Here is a 17,692-nt window from a genome sequence, read left to right as displayed (position 1 = left end):
ACGGGTTGTACGGCGGCACCGGAACCATCACCCGGTTTCGTCGCACCGCACCGGATCGCCCTCGTCCCGCATGGCAGGGTGACAGCGTGGACACTCTGCTGCGCGGCGGGCGCGTCATCGACCCGAAGACGGAGACCGACCGGATCACCGACCTCCTCCTCGCCGACGGGCGCGTGGCCGCTCTCGGCGACGGACTCACGGTTCCGGCCGATGCCGAGGTGGTTGACGCCACCGGTCTCATCGTCGGGCCGGGGTTCGTCGACCTGCACAGCCACGTGCACTCCATCGCGGGACAGCGGCTGCAGGCGATGGACGGCGTCACCACGGCACTCGACCTCGAAGCCGGACTCATGCCCATCGCCGAAGCCCTCGCCCGTGCCGCCGCGGACGGCCGACCGCTGAACTACGGATTCTCGGCCTCCTGGTCGCAGGCGCGGGCGTACGCGCACCTCGACCGGGTGCCCGTCGCCGACTTCACCGCGTCGATGGACCTGCTCGGCAAACCGGAGTGGCAGCGCTCGTCCTCCCCCGCGGAGCGCCGCCGCTGGCTGGGGTTGTTGGAGGACGAGCTGGGGGCCGGTGCCCTCGGCATCGGCGTGCTCATGGGGTACGCGCCGCGCTCCGATCCGGACGAGTACCTCGACCTCTCTCGCCTCGCCGCCGCCGCGCACGCTCCGACCTTCACGCATGTGCGAGAGCTGATCGAAGCCGACCCCCGCACTCCGATCGACGGCTCTGAGGAGCTCGTCCGCGCCGCCGCCGAGACGGGTGCCGCGATGCACCACTGCCACGTGAACAGCACCTCGCTGCGGCACGTGGACCGCGTGCTGGGGCTGATCGACCGCAGCCGCGCCGCCGGGTCCCGCGTCACGGTCGAGGCCTACCCCTACGGCGCGGGCAGCACCGCGATCGGCGCGTTCTTCCTCGCCCCCGAGAAGCTCCCGGGCCTGGGCATCACCCCGAGCTCGCTGGTGCTCGTGGACACCGGCGAGCGCATCGCCGACGAAGCCCGGCTGCGGGAGGTGCGGGCGACCGACCCCGGAGCGACCTGCATCGTGACGTTCCTCGACGAGGCCGATCCGTTCGACCGCGCGCACCTGCACCGCGCACTCGCCTACCCCGACGCGATCGTGGCGAGCGACGCGATGCCGGTCTCCTGGACGGGGATCGACGGCCGCACGCTGTACGAGCAGCGCGACTGGCCGCTCCCTCCCGGTGGGCACACGCATCCGCGCACCGCCGGCACGTTCGCCAAGTCGCTCCGGCTCATGGTGCTCGAGAGCGGCACGTGGAGCTGGCTCGACGCCTTCCGCCGCTGCTCCTTCCTGCCCGCCCGCGTCCTGGACGAGGTCTCGTCCGGGATGCGGAGCAAGGGGCACCTGACGGTCGGAGCGGACGCGGACGTGGTGGTGATCGACCCGACGACGCTGAGCGACAGGGCGACCTACGCCGATCCGACCCGACCGTCGCAGGGCGTACGGGAGCTGTTCGTGCACGGCACTCGCGTCGTGCACGAAGGAGAGCTCGTGACCGCTGCGCTTCCGGGGCGCGCCGTGCGGGGGGATGCATCATGAGCACAGCACAGGGGACGAGCGCAGACCTGCAGGGGTTCCTCGATGAGACGGCCGCTGCCCTAAACGTGCCTGGCGCGGTCGTCGGGGTGATCGACGGGGACAGGGAGATCGTCTCGATGACCGGTGTCGCGGCGGTCGACACGGGCGCAGCCGTGACGGAGCGCACCCTGTTCCAGATCGGCTCCACCTCGAAGACCTTCACCGGGACGGTCGCGATGCATCTGGTCGAGACCGGGGCCATCGACCTCGACACCCGCGTGGTCGAGGTGCTCCCCGGCCTCCGGCTCGCCGACGAGGAGGCGCTGGCTGAACTGCGCATCCGGCATCTCCTCACGCACTCCGGCGGCTTCCTCGGCGATGCGGATGAGCGCCCCGGGTGGGACGACGACGCCCTCGCCCGCAACGTCGCGACCTTCGCCGAGCTCCCGCAGCTCTTCCCTCCCGGCACCATCGCTTCGTACAGCAACGCGGGAATCCGGTTGCTCGGCCGTGTGATCGAGCGGGTCACCGGCGAGACGTTCGAACGTGCCGTGCAGCGCGTCGTGTTCGATCCTCTGGGCATGTCGGAAACGTTCTTCTTCCCCTGGGATGTGATCGCCCGCCCGCACGCGGTGGGTCACGTCCCCGATGGGTCAGGAGCGACGACGACGTTCCCGCACTGGCCGCTGACCCGTGACATCGCACCGGAGGGCGGGATCGTGTCGTCCGTACGCGATCAGCTCGCATACGCCCGCTTCCAGATGCGCGGCGAGACCTCGGGAACGACGCCGGTCAGCGACGCCACGCGACTCCTGATGCAGCAGCCCCACCTCGCGGCCGGCCCGCCCGTCGATGCGATCGGTCTGCCGTGGCTGCTCGGCCATCACGGTTCGGCGCGGGTCGTGATGCACGGAGGGAACATCGCCGACACGCAGCTCAGCGAGTTCGTCCTCGCCCCCGACGAAGACCTCGCGGTCACGGTCCTGACCAACAGCGGTGGCGGGAAAGCGCTGGGGACGGCCGTCGTCGACTGGTGCTTCCGCAACCTTCGCGGCATCGAGAAGGCGCCGGAGAAGGTCGAGCTCGGCCCCGCGGACAGGCTCGACGACGTGGTGGGCATCTACGACGCCGGGCAGTGGCACTACGACGTGACCCGCGCGGGTGATGCTCTCGAGTTCGCGATGGTGCTGCGTGCGGACATCGCCGCGCTCGGCATCCCTCCGCGGCCGCCCCTGCGACTGCGTGTGCGTGCCGACGGCGCCCTGATCACGGATGCCGCCCAGCCCGTCGGTCGTCTCCTCGACGAGACGGAAGGCGGCCCCGAACTGCTCCATGTGGGCCTGCGCGCCGTGCGGCGGCGCTGACTCGGGGAACGTTCGTCCGGCCGCACCAAGGTCTGCGCAAGTCTCGTCGCCGGGAACCAACGAGGCGTCGGATCGCCCGAATAGTCTCGGCCCCATCGCCGTCGCCCGAAGACGACGGCCTACTCGACGAAGAGGAGCGCACGTGTCCGACCTGAACGAAATCGGCAGCTGGGTGCGGGAGAACCTTCCCACGATGCTGGCCGACGCGCATATCCCTGCCGCATCCGTCGCGATCCTGGCCGGTGGCGAGATCTTCACCACCGCAGCCGGGATCCTCAATCGCAACACCGGCGTCGAAGCCGACGAGGACTCGGTCTTCCAGATCGGGTCCATCACGAAGACCTGGACGGCCACGCTGATCATGCAGCTCGTCGACGAGGGTCTGCTCGACCTCGACGCCCCGGTGCGCGAGGTGGTACCGGAGTTCACGATCGGCGACGACACGGCGGCGAGCGCGATCACCCCTCGTCAGCTGCTGAGCCACGTGAGCGGGTTCGAGGGCGACCTGTTCAACGACACCGGGGTGGGCGACGACGCGGTGGAGAAGTACCTCGCGACGATCGCCGACGCCCCGCAGCTCTTCGCTCCCGGCGAGCGGTTCTCGTACAACAACGCCGCGTTCGTGGTGCTCGGCCGCATCGTCGAAGTGCTGCGCGGCACGTCCTACGATCAGGCGCTGCGTACCCACCTCGCCGCTCCCCTGGGGCTCACTCACGTCGCCACCACGGCCGCGGAGGCGATCATGTTCCGCGCGGCGCTCGGGCACATCCCCGCGGAGGGCAGCGACGAGCCCGTGCCGGCGCCGGTGTGGAGCCTGGTGCGCTCGAACGCCCCCGCGGGATCGATGCTCGCCATGACGGCGCGAGACCTGGTGACCTACGCCCGCATGCATCTGGACGGCGGCGTCGCCGCCGACGGCACCAGGGTGCTCTCGGAGCAGAGCGTGCTGGCCATGCAGGAACGGCAGGTCGACCTGCCCGAACTCGGCCTGATGGGCGACGCCTGGGGTCTGGGCTGGGAGATCTTCGACTGGGACGGCGGACCCGTGATCGGCCACGACGGCGGCACGATCGGCCAGAACGCATTCCTGCGCATGGTGCCGGGCGCGGGAGTCGCGGTGGCGGTGCTCACGAACGGCGGACGCACGGTCGATGCGTACCATGCCATCACGTCGAAGGTGCTTGCCGCCCTCGCCGGGGTCACGGTCCCGGAGCTGCCGTCGATCCCCGACTCCCCGGTCGCGATCGACCTCGAGCGGATCCTCGGCACGTACTCGTCGTCGGTCTCCGACTCCACCGTGCGGGTCGACGACGATGGCCGCATCTGGCTGGAACGCACCATGAAGGGGATCTTCGCCGAACTGGGGCCGGCGCCGGAGCCCGTCGAGCTGATCGGCTGGGCCGGCGACACCCTGCTCCCCCGCGAAGCGCAGAACGGGATGCGCATGCCGCACGCCTTCGTCGGCGACGACGGCAGCGGACGTGCTCTGTACCTGCACACCGGACGAGCCGACCGCCGGGTGGACGCATGAGCAGCATCGCGGCCGCCGTACCGGAAACGGACACGACGGGCGTCGAACGACGGATCGCCGAGATCTTCGCAGAGGCAGGAGCCACGGGCTTCCTCCATGCCAGGGAGATCGGTGTCGAGGGCGGTCCTGAAGTGACCGTTGGCGCCGATGAGCCGGTGGTGCTCGCCTCGGTCTTCAAGATCCTGGTGCTGACCGCTTTCGTCCGCGCGGTCGCCGCGGGAGAGCTCGACCCCGCGGCGCGCACGACCGTGACGGCGCGCTACCGCATCGGAGGGGTGGGCACGGCCGGCTTCGCGGACGACGTGGAGATGAGCTGGCGCGATCTGGCCCTGAACATGATGACCATGAGCGACAACGCGGCGACCGACGTCATCTACCACCGCCTGGGCGCAGAGGCCATCGATCGCGTCATCTCCGACCTCGCGCTGCGGCAGACCCAGCTCGTGGGGTGCTGCGAAGACCTGTTCGCCTCGGTGGTCGCCGACCTCGGCGGCGCGGCCGACAGCGACCTGGACGACCTGTTGACCGGAGCGAACGCGGAGCAGATCCTCGCCCTCGACGCCGTGCAGCCGCTGCGGACGTCGCACTCCACGCCGCGCGAGGTGACCGCCGTGCTGAACGCGCTGTGGACCGACGCCGCCGCCGCACCGGAGGCCTGTCGTCAGGCGCGCGACATCATGGCACTGCAGATCTGGCCGCACCGACTCACCTCCGGGTTCCCTGCCGAGGTGCGCATCGCCGCGAAGACCGGCACACTCCCGACCTGGCGCAACGAAGCCGGTGTGGTCACCTACCCCGACGGCCGTCAGTACGCGGTGGCCGTGTTCACTCGAGCAGCATCGCTCAACGACCGACAGCCGCTCGTGGACGCCTCGATCGGACGCGCCGCCTTCGCCGCCGTCGAAGACCTGCGCGCGCGCTGATCCCCGACCCGTATCCCCCTGCACCACCCACCTGCACCATCCCGAACACTGCTGGAGGCTTCTGATGCGTTCTCGTACCCCGCTGGTCGCGCTGCTCGGCGCTGCGGCGCTCGCCCTGACGTCCTGCGCCGGAGGCGCCCCGCCCAGCGGGGATGCCACGGACGGCGTGCTCGCCGACGGCAAGACCTTCACCTCGGTGATCTCCACCGATCCCGGCAGCCTCGACCCCTTCGTCACCGTGATGTCCGTCGCGCGCTCGATCGACCGCTTCCTGTACGCGCGGCTCGTCGAGGTGCTGGAGGACGGCAGCATCGCCTCCGGCCTCGCCGACTCCTGGGAGGCGGACACCACGACCGCGACCTTCACGCTCCGTGACGGTCTCACGTGCGAGGACGGCACCCCGCTCACGGCCACCGACGTGGCCGCGAACATCACCCACATCGGAGACCCGGCCAACGGCTCGCCCCTGGTCGGGCTGCAGGTGCAGCCGGGCACCAGTGCCGTGGGCGACGACACCGCCGGCACGGTGACCGTCACCAGCGGACGACCGGACTCGTTCCTGATCGAGAACATCGGCAGCATCTCGATCGTCTGCGGATCGGTGATCGACGACCCGGATGCGCTCTCCAAGGGCGAAGGGGCCACCGGCATGTTCACCATGGCCGAAGTCGTCCCCAACAGCCAGTACACGCTGACCCGTCGCGACGACTTCGCCTGGGGCCCCGACGACTGGGACCCGAAGCAGAAGGGGCTCCCCGACTCCGTGGTCTTCCGCGTCATCCCGAACGAGACGACCGCCACGAACCTGCTGCTCTCCGGCGAGGTCAACGCCGCCCTCGTGATCGGTCCGGACAACAAGCGCCTCAAGGACGCCGGGCTGTTCCACACCGAGATCCCGACCCCGGCAGGACAGTTCATCTTCAACCAGGCGGAGGGACGCCCCACCGCTGACCAGGCCGTGCGCGAGGCGCTGCTCGAGGCACTCGACCTCGACCAGATGCGCCAGGTTCTCGGCAGCGGATCCGCCAGCGTGCCCACCGGGCTCGTGACCGTGTCGCCGAACCCCTGCCGTGCGGACGTGCTGAAGGGCTTCATGCCCGAGTTCGACGCGAAGGCCGCAGCCGCAGCGCTCGACGGGGCGGGGTGGAAGGCCGGCAGCGACGGCGTGCGCACCAAGGACGGCGAGACGCTGACCCTGCGCATGATCTACTCTTCGCAGCTCGGCGACGCCGGCAACGCCGCAGCGGAGCTCGCCCAGGCCGCCTGGAAGGAGCTGGGCGTCGACATCACGGTCGCCGCCGTGGACTCGCCCACGCTGAGCGAGACCCTGTTCTCCACGGGCGACTGGGACATCTCGGCCGCGCCGCTCACCGTCTCGCTGCCGAGCATGCTCGTGCCGTTCTACTCGGGCCCGACGCCGCCGAACGGCACCAACTTCGCCTCGATCGACAATCCGGAGTACACGGAGGCCGTCACCGCGGCATCCGCGAAGGCCGGCAGCGAAGGGTGCGACGACTGGGGCACCGCCGAGCAGGCCCTGTACGCGACGACCAGTGTCATGCCGTACGCGAACATCGACCGGTCGACCTTCGCGACCAAGGCGACGTTCACCGAGGGCGACGGCATCGACCCCACGTCGATCCGCATGTACGAGTAATCGGAGACCGGAGACAGCCGATGGCCAGCACCACCGCCACGCAGGCGATACTGATCAGATCCGCCCGGTCGGACAACCCCTGGTTGTCCTTCCTGGTCCGGCGCGGAGGGCAGTTCCTGCTCTCGGTGTGGGTGCTGGTCACGGCTGCCTTCCTCATGATCCACCTCGTGCCGGGCGACCCGGTGCGCGCGGCGCTAGGGCTGAACGCCCCGGCCGAGCTCGTCGAGGCCCGGCGCGCGGCTCTCGGCCTCGACCAGCCGCTCATCGTGCAGTACTTCCGCTACATCGGGGGGCTGTTCACCGGCGACATGGGCTCCTCGATGATCACCAGCCAGCCCGTCTCCGAGATCATCGCCACCCGGCTCCCCGCGACTCTCCAGCTCGCCCTGTTCGCGGTCGTGCTCGTGCTGCTGGTCTCGGTCCCGCTCGGGGTGACCATGGCCGTCGCCACCCGCGGCGGTCGCCGACGCGGGCTGGAGCTGGCGTTCGCGACCGGTTCGGTCATCCTCGCCGCGATCCCCGAGTTCCTCCTCGCTGTCGGCCTCGTGTACGTGTTCGCGGTGTCGCTCCGGTGGTTCCCCGTCGCCGGGAACACCGCTCCGTTCGCGCTCGTGCTGCCGGTCGTGGCGCTCGCGGTCGGCCCGATCGCGGTGTTCTCACGCATCATCAGGGTCGAGGTGCTCTCCGTGCTCGGCCAGGACTTCATCCGCACCGCGCGGGCCAAGCGCCTCGCGCCGCGCCGCATCTACTCCCGCCATGCGCTCCCGAACGCCATGACCGCGACCCTCACCCTCACCGGACTGCTCCTGACGGGGATGGTCGCCGGCACCGTGCTGGTCGAGAACGTCTTCGCCTGGCCGGGGCTCGGCACCATGATCGTGCAGTCGATCCTCACCAAGGACTACTCGGTCGTGCAGGGCATCGTGCTCGTCTACGGCGTGGGGGTGCTGGTCGTGAACCTCGTGATCGACGTGATCCTCGCGCTCCTCGATCCTCGCTCCACCATCAGGGAGGCATGATGTCCGCACGCACGGCATGGTCCGGCATCGTCCGCTCGCCCCTCGGCATCACCGCCCTCGGTCTGATCCTGCTCGTCACGCTCGGCGCGATCTTCGCCCCGATGATCTGGGGCGCCCAGGCCGAGCAGGTGGACCCGACCGCGATCACGCAGGGACCGAGCGCGGAGCATCTGCTGGGAACCGACGCCCTCGGCCGCGACGTGCTCGCCCGCGTACTGGTCGCGACCCGACTCTCTGTGGTGCTCGCCGTGGTCGCGGTGGTCATCGGCGTGGTCGCCGGAACGCTGCTCGGCACGGCACCGTCGGTGCTCCCCCGATGGGTCGGACGCCCGATCGTCGGCTTCGTCAACATCGCCGTGGCCTTCCCCGGCCTCCTCCTCGCCCTGTTCTTCGCCGTCATCTTCGGCGTCGGCTCCACCGGTGCCGTGCTCGCGATCGGCTTCGCGATGGCGCCGCAGTTCGCCCGTCTCACCCAGACCCTGTCGGCGGCGATCGCCGGTCGCGACTTCATCTCCGCCGCCCGGGTCGCCGGAGTCTCGCGCCTGCGGGTCCTCATCCGCCACATCCTGCCCAACATCGGCGAGCCGCTCATCGTGAACGCGACCGTCGCGGCCGGCTCGGCACTGCTGGCCTTCGCCGGACTCTCGTTCCTCGGTCTGGGCGTGCAGGTGCCGGAGTACGACTGGGGCCGCCTGCTCGGCGAGGGCCTCAACCGCATCTACCTCAACCCCGCGGCGGCGCTCGGACCGGCCGTGGCCGTGGTGATCGCCGGCCTCGCCTTCAACCTCCTCGGAGAGACGGCGGCTGCAGCCCTGGGCGGACGGTCGGCTCGGCGCCGCCATCGCCTTCCCACCGTCGCGCTCTCCGGAGCGACCGGACTCGATGCCAGCAAGCCCGCGCAGGTCGACGGTGAAGAAGTGGTGCTCCTCGTCGACGACCTGCGCGTCTCCTTCCCCACGCCTGCCGGGTGGGTCACCCCGGTGCGCGGCGTCTCGTTCACCGTGTCGCGCGGCGAGGCGATCGGCGTGGTCGGCGAATCCGGATCGGGCAAGAGCCTGACCGCCCTCGCCGCAGCCCGGCTCATCGAGCGTCCCGGCCATGTCGCCGCCGCGCAGCTGGACTTCTGCGGCACTCCGCTGCTGACCAGCACGGATCGGGCGGTGCGAAGCCTGCTCGGCACGTCGCTCGCGATGGTCTTCCAGGACCCGATGACGTCGTTCAACCCGACCAGGCGCATCGGATCGCAGCTCGCCGAGGCAGCCTCCGAGCACCAGGACATCACGCGGAAGCAGGCCATGGACCGGGCGATCGAGCGGCTGCAGTCGGTGCGGGTGCCCGCGGCCGCCCGCCGCTCCCACCAGTACCCGCACGAGTTCTCCGGCGGCATGAGGCAGCGCGCGATGATCGCGATGGGTCTCATGAACCACCCGCGGCTGATCATCGCCGACGAGCCGACGACGGCGCTCGACGTGACGGTGCAGCGACAGGTGCTCCAGCTGCTCGCGGGAGTGCGGCGCGACACCGATGCCGCGATCCTGCTGATCAGCCACGACATCGCCGTGGTCGCGCAGACCTGCGACAGGGTGCTCGTCATGTACGCGGGCCGCATCGTCGAAGACCTGCCCGCGGCGACCCTGCACACCGACGCCAGGCACCCGTACACCCGGGCACTGCTCGAGGTCGTACCCGAGCTCGACGCCGACCGCAGCGAGCCGCTCAAGATGATCCCCGGCCGCCCGCCGGCGCCAGGGGCCTTCCCCGTCGGATGCGCGTTCGCCGCCCGGTGCCCGCTCGCCACCGATCTCTGCCGCGAGAGCGACCCCGAACTGGTGGCCGACGCAGCGGGACACCGGGTCGCGTGCTGGCACCCGGTCGACGGCGAGGCTCCGGTGCCGGTGGCCATCGCCACGGTTGCTGACGAGACGGTTGCTGACGAGACGGTTGCTGACGAGACGAGCACTGAAGACACGAGCACCGAAGAGGAAGAGACGGTCCTGAGATGAGCGAACTGCGATTCGAGCGGGTCAGCGTGCGCTACGGAACGCACCGCGCCGGTCTCACGGCCGTCGACGACGTCTCCCTCGTCGTGCCGTCCGGCTCCGTGGTCGGGCTGGTCGGCGAATCGGGGTCGGGCAAATCGACGCTGGCTCGCGCGGCCATCGGCCTCGCGCCGATCAGCGAGGGAGCGATCACTCTCGACGGTGCGGATGTGCGGAGCTTCCGTCGTCGACGCCCCATCCAGATGGTGTTCCAGGATCCGTTCTCCTCACTCGATCCCCGGATGACGATCGGCGAGTCCATCGCCGAGGCGCTCCCCCGCGACATCCGCGGCACCGCTGCCCGACGCGCGGAGGTCGCCAGACTGCTCGACCTGGTGAGCCTGGACGCCGACCGCGCCCCGTCTCTTCCGGCAGCGCTCTCCGGCGGGCAGCGACAGCGCATCGCCCTCGCCAGAGCGCTCGCCGCGCGACCGGAGGTCGTGATCGCCGACGAGATCACCTCGGCGCTCGATGTGTCGGTGCAGGGCTCGGTGCTGAACCTCGTGCGGGAGCTGCGCGGTGAACTCGACCTCACGATGCTGTTCATCTCGCACAACCTCTCGGTCGTGCGCTATCTGAGCGACCACATCGCCGTGATGTATCTCGGGCGGATCGTGGAGTTCGGCCCCACCGAGCAGGTGCTCGCCGACCCGCAGCACCCGTACACGAGGGACCTGTTGCAGGCGGCGCCCACCAGGAACGGCGACCTGCTGGCGGTCGACCCGCTCGCCCCGGTCGACGTGGAGCCCGCCGACCCGCATGCGCCTCCCAGCGGATGTCGGTTCCACCCGCGGTGCCCGATCGGTCCCGCGGCACGACCCGATCGTCAGATCTGCGTGATCGCGGATCCTCCCCTGCCCTCCGGTTCAGCCGGAGCCGCATGCCATTTCGCCGGCACGCACGCGGACGTCGCGCTCGGAACTGTGCCCACCTCCCAAAGCATCCCCCTGGTTTCGGCCGCGACCACAACACCGTCCCCGCTCTCAGCGGACACAGTGAACTGACCATCGATTGGAGCTCTCATGAACCGCGTCACCGTCGACGACCTGCTCTCCGTCCGCACACCGGAGCAGCCCGCGCTGTCTCCGGACGGCACCCGCATCGCCTACGTGCTGCGGACGACCGACCGCGACGGCGACCGCGACACCCGCGCGCTCTGGCAGGTGGCGTCCTCCGGCGGAGCCCCCGCCCCGCTGACGCACGGCACAGGGGATTCTGCCCCCGTGTGGAGCCCCGACGGCGCGCAGCTGGCGTTCCTGCGGGCACAGGACGGACCCGCGCAGCTCTGGGTCCTCCCTGCAGGCGGAGGTGAGGCCCGCAGTCTGACCGCTCTCCCCCTCGGCGCCGGCGCCGCGGCCTGGAGCCCTGACGGTGCCCGCATCGCCTTCACCGCCCCGGTCGACAGTGCGGCCCTCCCCGGCGAGGACAAGGACACCATCCTGGCCCGTCGTTCGGCTCCGACCGGCACCGACCGTCTCGGCTACAAGGCGGACGGCGCCGGAAACCTCTCCACTCTCGTGCAGCAGCTGCACGTGCTCGACGTCGCCTCCGGGAAGATCACCGTGCTCACGCGTGGACGCTCGCACGCCTCCGAGCCCTTCTGGTCGCCGGACGGCACCCGCATCGCCTACTCCGCGAGCGTCGAGGACGATGCGGACCTGACGATGCGGATCCCCGTGCTCGTGTGCTCGTCCACCGACCCGAACAGCCCCCCTGTGCAGGTCAGCGCCGCCGACGTGCAGGCGACGGCGGTGGGCTGGACCCCCGACGGTCGCCACGTGCTCGCGGCCGGGCGCACCGACACCGAGGTCGGCAACGCGGACCTGCTGCTGTTCCCCGTCGACGGCGGAGACCCGCGGAACCTCACCGCCGGCCTCGACCGCAACGTGATGCCCGGTGGTCCGGGCTACCCCGGCGGCATGCCGCAGTTCACGGAGGACGGCGACATCGTGTTCTGCCTTCGCGACAACGGCTACTCGCACGTGTACCGGGTCGCGCAGGACGGCTCCGGTGCCGCGCCTCTCGTGAACGGCACCGCGAACGTCTCGGGGCTGTCGGTCGCAGGATCGTCCGCCGCGATCGTGCTCGCCACACCGGAGTCGTTCGGCGATGTCGCGCTCCTGGACCTCTCCGACGGCACGGCGCGCACCCTCACCGACTACGGCACTCCCGAGTTCGAGCTCGTGCCCGCGGAGGAGCGCCGATTCACGATCTCCGACGGTACGGTCGTCACCGGCTGGCTGCGCCGCGACCCCGACGCCGCTGGCCCGCTCCCGCTCCTGCTCGACATCCACGGCGGGCCGCACAACGCCTGGAACGGGGCAGCGGACATCGCCCACCCTTATCACCAGGTGCTCACGCGACGCGGCTGGGCGGTCCTGACCCTCAACCCCCGAGGAAGCGACGGCTACGGCGACGCGTTCTTCTCGGCGGTATCCGGCGGCTGGGGAGTCAACGACGCGAACGACTTCCTGGAGCCGATCGACGCTCTCGTGTCGGAAGGCGTCGCGGATCCGGCGCGCCTCGCCGTCACGGGCTACAGCTACGGCGGCTTCATGACGTGCTTCCTCACCTCGCGCGATGACCGCTTCGCCGCCGCTGTCGCCGGTGGCGTCGTCACCGACCTGTTCTCGATGGGCGGCACGTCGGACTTCGGCCACTACCTCTCCTCCAAGGAGAACGGCGGTCTGCCGTGGCGCGACGAGGAGCGCATCTCCGCGCAGTCGCCGTTCACGCGGGTCGATCAGGTGAAGACGCCGACGCTGATCCTGCACGGCGCAGCCGACGACCGCTGCCCGGTGGGTCAGGCGGAGCAGTGGTTCACGGCGCTGCGCGAGCGCGGGGTGCCGACCCGTCTCGTGCTCTACCCCGGTGGCTCGCACCTCTTCGTGCTCTCCGGGCCGCCGTCGCACCGCGCCGACTTCTCGCAGCGGGTGATCGATTGGGTAGAGCAGTACGCCCCGCCAGCGGGGAAGCCGGTGCGCGCACGACTCGACGCCCGGCACTGGCAGCAGCGACTGAGCGCCCTGGCCGAGGCGCACAAGGTTCCCGGGGCGACCCTCGGCATCCTCCGTCTCGGGGAGGAGCCCGTGTATGCGCACCACGGCATACTCAACGTGCGCACGGGGATCGAGACCACCGACGACTCGGTGTTCCAGATCGGCTCGATGAGCAAGGTGTGGACCACCTCGGTCGTGATGAAGCTCGTCGACGAGGGCAGGCTCGACCTCGACACCCCGATCGTGGAGTACGTCCCGGAGTTCGCCTCGTCGGATCCCGAGGTCACCCGCACCGTGACGATGCGTCACCTGCTCAACCACACGAGCGGGATCGACGGCGACGTGTTCACCGATACCGGCCGCGGAGACGACACCCTGGAGAAGTACGTCGCGCTGCTCGACGGCATCGCGCAGAACCACCCGCTCGGTGCCACGATGTCGTACTGCAACTCCGGATTCGTGCTGGCCGGTCGGGTGATCGAGAAGATCACGGGTACCAGCTGGGACCAGGCGATGCGCGACCTGTTGATGACGCCCCTCGGTCTCACGCACTCCTGCACGCTCCCCGAAGAGGCCATCATGTTCCGTGCCGCCAGCGGCCACACCGAAGTGGGTGATGACGGACCGACCCTCGCCCCTGCCTGGATGCTCCCGCGCGCGATGGGTCCGGCGGGACTGGTGAACTCCACGACCGCCGACGTGCTCGCCTTCGCCCGCATGCACCTCACGGGGGGACTCGCAGCCGACGGCACGCGGGTGCTGTCGGAGGAGAGCGTGCGACGGATGCAGCAGCGGGAGGTCGACATGCCCGACCCGTACTCCCTCGGCGATGCCTGGGCCGTGGGGTGGATCCTGTTCGACTGGGACGGGCGCCGACTCTACGGCCACGACGGGAACACCATCGGCCAGGCGGCGTTCCTGCGCATCCTGCCGGACGAGCAGCTCGCGGTGACGATGCTCACCAATGGCGGCAACACGCACGACCTGTACGCCGAACTGTTCGACGAGATCTTCTCCGAGCTCGCGGATGTGCACGTGCCGGCGGGCCTCACCCCGCCTGCGGAGCCGTTCGCCGACGACTTCTCCGAGTTCGAGGGCATCTACGACCGCTCAGGGGTCCGTACCGAGATCTTCCGCGACGACGAGGGCCTGCGCATGCGCACCACGCTCAACGGCCCGCTCGCCGCCCTGCTCCCCGATCCGGTGCAGGAGCACCCGCTGGTCCCGGTGCGTCACGGCGAGTTCGTGATGCGACCGGAGGGCGAGCAGGGGTGGCATGCTGTGGTCTTCTACTCCCTGCCCAGCGGCGAGCGCTACCTGCACCACGGTGTGCGCGCAGCGCCGAAGGTGTCGTGATGCGCGTGCAGGCGGACGCGGACCTCGACCTGGTCCTCGCCGACATCGAGACCCTCGTCTCCTGCGAGTCGCCGTCGGGCGACCTCGAAGCCGTCTCCCGCAGCGCCGACGTCGTCGCCGCCCTCGGTGAGAGGCTGCTGGGGGTCGCCCCGGAACGCATCGTCATCGACGGGCGCACGCATCTGCGCTGGCGATTCGGCGATCCGGTCGTGCTGCTCCTCGGCCACCACGACACGGTATGGCCGCTCGGCTCGCTGCGGCGGTTGCCGTTCACCGTCGAGGACGGTGTGCTCCGCGGACCCGGATGCTTCGACATGAAGACGGGCGTCGTGATGGCGCTGCATGCCGTCGCCGCACTGTCCGATCGCACCGGCATCAGCATCCTGATCACGGGTGATGAAGAACTCGGTTCTCCGAGTTCGCGCGCCCTGATCGAGCAGGAGGCGATCGGCTGCGCTGCGACGCTCGTGCTCGAGGCCTCGGCCGACGGCGGTGCCGTGAAGATCGCACGCAAGGGCGTCTCGCTCTACCGTGTGCGCGTCACGGGGCGTGCCGCCCATGCCGGGCTCGAACCGGAGCGTGGCGTGAACGCTGCCGTCGAGGCGGCCCACCTCGTGCTCGCGATCGCGAGGCTCGGCGACCGGTCGGTGGGGACCAGCGTGACGCCCACGCTCCTGCGCGCCGGCAGCACCACCAACACGGTGCCGGCCGAGGCGGAGTTCGCCGTCGACGTGCGCGTGCGCACGGTCGCGGAGCAGGACAGGGTGGATGCCGCCCTCCGTGCGATCCCTGCCACCCTTCCCGGTGCCTCCGTGCGCGTGGTCGGCGGTGCGAATCGTCCGCCACTCGAGCCCGAATCCTCGGCACCGCTGTTCGCGCTGGCACTCGAGATCGCCGAGCGTGCCGGTCTCACCCCGTTCCACGGCGTCGAGGTCGGCGGCGCGTCCGACGGCAACTTCACCGCCGCGCTCGGGGTGCCGACGCTGGATGGGCTCGGCGCGGTCGGCGGCGGCGCCCATGCCGACGATGAGCACGTGATCGTCGCACTGATCCCGGAGCGCATCGTGCTGCTGCAGGAGCTGATCCTCGCCGTCAGAGAACGCACGCCGGCGCGGAACGGAGGACGGGCATGAGCCTGACGGACGCCGCGGCCTTCCCCGCGTCGCCGGAGGAGGCCGCCGATGCCGCGAACGCCGCCGCGTCGAAAGCGGGGGTGGAGATCCGTCTGCTGGAGGATGTGGACGACTTCACCTTGGTCGCCGAGCTGTTCCAGAGCATCTGGACCAAGCAGGGCGAAGCCTCCCCCGTGAACGTCGAGACGCTGCGGGCGCTGTCGAAGGCCGGCAGCTACGTGGGCGGAGCATTCGAGCACGACGAGCTCGTCGGCGCATGCTTCGGCTTCTTCGCCGCTCCCGAGCAGCGTGCGCTGCACAGCCACATCGCGGGCGTCTCCTCGCGGATGCGCGGTCGCAGCGTCGGCTTCGCCCTCAAGGTGCACCAGCGCGCGTGGGCGCTCGAGGAGGGTCTGGACGAGATCTCCTGGACGTTCGATCCCCTCATCAGCCGCAATGCGCACTTCAACCTCGTGAAGCTCGCCGCGACCCCGACGTCGTATCACCGCAACTTCTACGGACACATGGCCGATGCGCTCAACGGGGCGGACGACACCGATCGGATGCTCGTGACCTGGTACGTGCGCGACCCCAGGGTGGTCGCCGCCTGTCACGGGGAGCCGGTGCCTGAGATCGTGGAGATCGACACCGAGGAGATCAACGCCGAGGAGATGTCCGTCGAGCCGCTGCTCAGCGTGGGCGGCGACCTCGGGCCGCTGCGGCATCGCACCGACGCGCGCTTGGTACGGGTGGCGCTGCCACGCGACATCGAGACCTTGCGCCTGACCGAACCCGCACGGGCGACCGCATGGCGTCTGGCGTTGCGCGAGACGCTCGGATCATCGCTGGAGGGTGGAGGGCGCGTGCTCTCGTTCGACCGCTCCGGCGCCTACACCATCGACAGAGGAGAACAGGGATGAAGCTCACCGGATTCGAGCTGCGCGTGATCGAGATGCCGCTGGTGTCGCCGTTCCGGACGTCGTTCGGCGTGCAGACCGTGCGCGAGGCCCTGGTGGTCCGCGCCGTCACGGACGAGGCGGAGGGCTGGGGCGAAGGTGTTGCCATGAACGACCCGCTGTACTCCTCCGAGTACGTGGAGGCGAGCGTCGACGTCATCACCCGGTTCCTGCTGCCGGCGCTCGCGCAGGTCGAGGACCTCGATGCGAGCGGCGTCGCCCCGGCCCTGGCGAAGTTCAAGGGTCACCGCATGTCGAAGGCCGCGGTCGAGCTGGCGATCCTCGATGCCGAGCTGCGGGCGGCCGGGGTGCCGCTCTCGCGCGAGCTGGGCGCCGTGCGCGACCGGGTCGACTGCGGTGTCTCGGTCGGGATCATGGACTCCATCCCCGAGCTGCTCGAAGCCGTCGGCGGCTACCTCGACGAGGGGTACGTGCGCATCAAGCTCAAGATCGAGCCCGGGTGGGACATCGAACCGGTGCGCGCCGTGCGGGAGCGCTTCGGCGATGACGTGCTGCTGCAGGTCGACGCGAACACCGCCTACCACCGTGGCGATGCCCGGCACCTCGCCAAGCTCGATCCGTTCGACCTGCTCCTGATCGAGCAGCCGCTCGACGAGGAGGACCTTCTCGGACACGCGCAGCTCGCCCGGGCGATCACCACCCCGGTGTGCCTCGACGAATCGATCGTGTCGGCCAGGGCCGCGGCGGACGCGATCGCCCTCGGCGCCTGCTCGATCGTCAACATCAAGCCTGGCCGTGTGGGCGGGTACCTGGAGGCACGACGCATCCACGACGTGTGCGCGGCGAACGACATCCCGGTGTGGTGCGGCGGCATGCTCGAGACCGGGATCGGGCGTGCGGCGAACGTCGCCCTCGCAGCCCTCCCCGGTTTCACCCTGCCCGGCGACACCTCGGGATCCGGACGGTACTACGCGCACGACATCACCGAGCCGTTCGTCGTCGAGGACGGCACTCTCACCGTTCCCACGGGTCCGGGAATTGGCGTGACGCCCGATCCTGATGCGCTGGACGCCGTGACGGTCCGCACCGAGTGGATCACCTTCTGAGAGCCGGCTGACGGCCCTTGTGGGGCACGACGATCCTGTCGAGACCGACCAAGAGTCGATACGATTTCGTCGTGCCCCACAGCTCCCCCACCCGTGGTCGCCCCCTAGCCTGGGCG

At 70.3% G+C, this 17,692-nt stretch carries 12 protein-coding genes; all 12 read left to right on the top strand.

The annotated features are described in order from the left end of the window. The first annotated feature begins 86 nt into the window (after positions 1-86). The 12 genes from HDC31_RS05340 to menC all read left to right on the top strand — a co-directional run bounded on the left by HDC31_RS05340 (position 87) and on the right by menC (position 17,576). Positions 87-1,574, top strand: coding sequence for an amidohydrolase family protein (locus HDC31_RS05340; RefSeq protein ID WP_179515882.1), 1,488 nt, complete (start codon positions 87-89; stop codon positions 1,572-1,574). Beyond that, positions 1,571-2,917, top strand: coding sequence for a serine hydrolase (locus tag HDC31_RS05335; protein ID WP_113680698.1), 1,347 nt, complete (start codon positions 1,571-1,573; stop codon positions 2,915-2,917). Before HDC31_RS05340 ends, HDC31_RS05335 begins: the two co-directional genes overlap by 4 nt. Before the next feature lie 142 nt (positions 2,918-3,059). Further along, positions 3,060-4,448: a serine hydrolase gene (locus HDC31_RS05330; protein ID WP_113680697.1), complete on the top strand. Its 1,389-nt coding sequence runs from the start codon at positions 3,060-3,062 to the stop codon at positions 4,446-4,448. Further along, on the top strand, positions 4,445-5,371 hold the full coding sequence (locus HDC31_RS05325; RefSeq protein WP_113680696.1) for a serine hydrolase: 927 nt from the start codon (positions 4,445-4,447) through the stop codon (positions 5,369-5,371). Before HDC31_RS05330 ends, HDC31_RS05325 begins: the two co-directional genes overlap by 4 nt. A gap of 64 nt (positions 5,372-5,435) precedes the next feature. Further along, positions 5,436-7,028, top strand: coding sequence for an ABC transporter substrate-binding protein (locus HDC31_RS05320; protein WP_113680695.1), 1,593 nt, complete (start codon positions 5,436-5,438; stop codon positions 7,026-7,028). A 20-nt stretch (positions 7,029-7,048) separates the two neighbouring features. Further along, positions 7,049-8,047: an ABC transporter permease gene (locus tag HDC31_RS05315; RefSeq protein WP_113680694.1), complete on the top strand. Its 999-nt coding sequence runs from the start codon at positions 7,049-7,051 to the stop codon at positions 8,045-8,047. Then, on the top strand, positions 8,044-10,050 hold the full coding sequence (locus HDC31_RS05310) for a dipeptide/oligopeptide/nickel ABC transporter permease/ATP-binding protein (RefSeq protein ID WP_179515881.1): 2,007 nt from the start codon (positions 8,044-8,046) through the stop codon (positions 10,048-10,050). Before HDC31_RS05315 ends, HDC31_RS05310 begins: the two co-directional genes overlap by 4 nt. After that, the gene (locus tag HDC31_RS05305; protein WP_179515880.1) at positions 10,047-11,090 is read left to right on the top strand and encodes an ABC transporter ATP-binding protein; all 1,044 of its coding nucleotides are present in this window, start codon (positions 10,047-10,049) and stop codon (positions 11,088-11,090) included. The genes HDC31_RS05310 and HDC31_RS05305 overlap by 4 nt, the downstream gene beginning before the upstream one ends. 18 nt (positions 11,091-11,108) lie before the next feature. Further along, positions 11,109-14,441, top strand: a complete 3,333-nt coding sequence (locus HDC31_RS05300) for a serine hydrolase (RefSeq protein WP_179515879.1) — start codon at positions 11,109-11,111, stop codon at positions 14,439-14,441. Beyond that, entirely contained in the window at positions 14,441-15,574 is a 1,134-nt protein-coding gene (locus HDC31_RS05295; protein ID WP_179515878.1) for a M20 family metallopeptidase, read from the top strand. Before HDC31_RS05300 ends, HDC31_RS05295 begins: the two co-directional genes overlap by 1 nt. Then, complete coding sequence (locus tag HDC31_RS05290; protein WP_058632405.1) at positions 15,571-16,473, top strand: GNAT family N-acetyltransferase; 903 nt, start codon at positions 15,571-15,573, stop codon at positions 16,471-16,473. The genes HDC31_RS05295 and HDC31_RS05290 overlap by 4 nt, the downstream gene beginning before the upstream one ends. Next, positions 16,470-17,576 (top strand): o-succinylbenzoate synthase, encoded by a 1,107-nt coding sequence (gene menC, locus HDC31_RS05285; protein ID WP_113680830.1) that lies wholly within the window; start codon positions 16,470-16,472, stop codon positions 17,574-17,576. Before HDC31_RS05290 ends, menC begins: the two co-directional genes overlap by 4 nt. Positions 17,577-17,692: the final 116 nt, after the last annotated feature.

The organism is Microbacterium sp. JAI119 (assembly GCF_013410135.1).
Lineage (GTDB): Bacteria > Actinomycetota > Actinomycetes > Actinomycetales > Microbacteriaceae > Microbacterium > Microbacterium oxydans.
The sequence above is the reverse complement of the archived record's forward strand: the minus strand, read 5'-3'. Positions and strand labels throughout refer to the sequence as shown.